Genomic DNA, 2,273 nt, shown 5'->3' with positions numbered 1-2,273 from the left:
TTATGGAACTGACATATCATCGCAAGGGAGATTACCTGTTTCCGAATCTGACCGTCGAAGAGGAAGAAGTGACGATCGGGAAATACGGGATGCTGCGGAGGACATTTCTGAAAGAACACAAGAACAGTCTTTATCAGAGCCTGTTCCTGACTGGGAAGCTGAACCGTCATCTGGAGCAGATCGAGAAAGCAGCACAGGAGAGAATGGACTGCCAGATGGAGAAATTGCTGGAGAAGAATCCGGCACCGGACAAGGAAGCAGATCCGATGGCATGGACGGCACACATGAACGCACTGATGGCAACAGCGGAAGAGAGCATCTTGACGGAATTGGTATACAGTTAGTCGAAGATACAAGAGAAGATGGATTGAGTAAAGCAGAGGAAGAAATCGCCTCTGCTTTATCTTTGCCCGAATATCCCACCGCAAATGAGCAAAGGCGGCAGATAGAGGAAAGGGCAGCTGCCCTTTATGCCGGGGAGATTCCGATACCAGAGAGCGTTGTCGATGAGATTTTACGGACAGGAGGAAACCGGGCGGGTAGTCAGCTTCGTATCATCTACAATTTTATGAGCGAACAGACCCCGGAGGAATATACGGAGTTTGTGAAACGTGAATACCGAGAAGGCGGAAAAGGGTTTCAGATTGATGGAAATGAATATTCGGTCTGGTTTGATGAAACCGGGATGCAGATTGCAGTAGGGCATACGGTCACAGACCAAATTTTAGATAAGGCATTTTTATCATGGGAAGATGTCAGCGGACGTATCCATCAGCTTTTAGACCAGGGTGAATATGCACCACAGTCTGTATTGGATGCGGCAAGAAGTAATGCAGTAAAAGAACACGCCCAGGCTCTTGCCTATATGAAAGGCGATATGGCAGAAGGAGTAGCCGAGATTGTTTTTGACGAAGAGGACTTACCACATCTTCGCAGTATCTATCCGGAGATCACAGATTATCTGGAAGAAAAGCTGGAGGATCCCCAGTGGCTTTCGGAACTAAATGAAAGACTGGAAGCACTGGCAGAAGCCTATGAAGAAAATCATTCCATTATGCGTTTCCATCATTATAATCCTGTAAACATCTCAAAGCAGTTTCAGAAGTTTGCGGATGAGGTCATCCCATATCAGGCAAGGGACGGGTTTGCCTGGAAAGAACATCCGATGTTCATTACACAGGATGAGATTGATGCTTATCTTGCAGGAGGTGGAGCGTATTCGCAGGGCAGGCTTAGGACGTATTCCTTTTATCTGCTGCATGAAGATGAAAGATCGAGGACAGGTTTTATCAAGGAACAGTATGGAATCGGTGGAAGCAGTCATGCACTGTCTGGTGCCGATGATTCACACGCAAACTATGATGGAAAAGGCTTGTTTCTTGCAAGAGGTGCTTATGGGAATCCGTTTACGTCAATTTTATTGTCCTGGAATAAAGTTGCAAACAGAGTAGCTTATCTGATAAAGAATGACCAGTTCCTGCAGGCAGAAGATTATGCTCGTATGCCGGAATATGAGAGGGAGCAGATGGCAAATAAGGTACTCCGTTTTTATGACCGTCTTCCGGAAGAGATAGACAGACCATTTACGGATGACTTCTTCTGGGAAAAACCAGGAAAAGAAATGGAGGCAGTATTAGAGAATCCAGAGCAGACAGAAGAACTGTTACAGAAGATGGATGCAGCATTGGCAGCTCTTCCATTGGATTTTGAGGCGTATGGGACAAACTACCAGCAGAAAACAGAACTTCTTTCGGAACTCCACCAGTATGCAGAAGGAACCTATACGATATTCCCAACACCGGAAGCAGAACCATCTTTTGCGGAAGCATCCGGACACCAGATGACCATGTTTGATTTCTTGGATACAAAGGCAGTGACAGAAACGACCGTAGTAGATATGTCAGATGTGGAGAAAATAGAAGAGGAAGAGGTTACTGCCGAAGAATCTATTTCAGAGAGTCAGGAGCAGGAAATAATAGAAACTTCTGAGGAACAGGAACAGAAAGAACCAGAAGAAGAGGTAACAGCTAAAACCGCAGAAGAACTTGCAGAGTCCTGGGATGAGGGTGTTTTTGAATATCAGGGGTATCACTTTGAAGCAGTAGGGATATTGCCGGAAGGAATAGAAGGAAAAGATCTGGTTGCACAGACCCGTTCCAATACAGAACTGCATTTATCAACCTATCATACAGAAGATTTCCCAAAGTATTCTTATGAGGAGTTTTATGCAGTCAGCAATGCACCAACTGCCGATGTGTTCCGGTGCCTGGAAA

1 protein-coding gene and 1 pseudogene are annotated in these 2,273 nt (G+C 45.5%); both read left to right on the top strand.

Features of this window, described 5'->3' with window-relative positions; all coding sequences use genetic code 11:
- Positions 1 to 344, top strand: a 344-nt coding sequence (locus ACLTOH_RS15175) for a TnpV protein (protein WP_138344303.1), incomplete at its 5' end; no start/stop codon positions are given.
- Positions 345 to 367: 23 nt separating this feature from the next.
- A pseudogene (locus ACLTOH_RS15170) lies at positions 368 to 2,273 on the top strand (DNA methylase); the annotation flags it as partial.

The organism is Waltera sp. (assembly GCF_046969025.1).
GTDB classification, from domain to species: domain Bacteria; phylum Bacillota; class Clostridia; order Lachnospirales; family Lachnospiraceae; genus Acetatifactor; species Acetatifactor acetigignens.
Note: the sequence above shows the minus strand (reverse complement) of the source record. Positions and strands in the feature narration are given on the sequence as shown.